The following is a 275-nucleotide window of genomic DNA, read 5'->3' as shown; positions in this document are numbered from 1 at the left end:
AAGACCTCGACTTCGCGGCGCAGAAGGGCCGCGAGAAGCACGGCCGCAACAAACGCTTCCGCCGCCTGCTCTCCCGCTTCCCCACCGCGAAACTCAAGGCCCGGCTGGTGTCGATGGCCGCCGAGCAGAACGTGGCCGTCGTCGCGGTCGATCCCGCCTACACCTCTCGCTGGGGTGCCCAGCACTGGCAGAAGCCCCTGACCACCCCACGACGCAGGATGTCCCGGCACGATGCGGCGAGCATCGCGGTCGGGCGACGCGCCCTCGGACACCCG

1 pseudogene is annotated in these 275 nt (G+C 70.5%); it reads left to right on the top strand.

The window, feature by feature from the left end:
- Positions 1-275, top strand: a pseudogene (locus ADK57_RS18795) (IS200/IS605 family accessory protein TnpB-related protein); the annotation flags it as partial.

It is taken from the genome of Streptomyces sp. MMG1533 (assembly GCF_001279775.1).
In the GTDB taxonomy this organism is placed as follows: domain Bacteria; phylum Actinomycetota; class Actinomycetes; order Streptomycetales; family Streptomycetaceae; genus Streptomyces.
The sequence above is the reverse complement of the archived record's forward strand: the minus strand, read 5'-3'. Positions and strand labels throughout refer to the sequence as shown.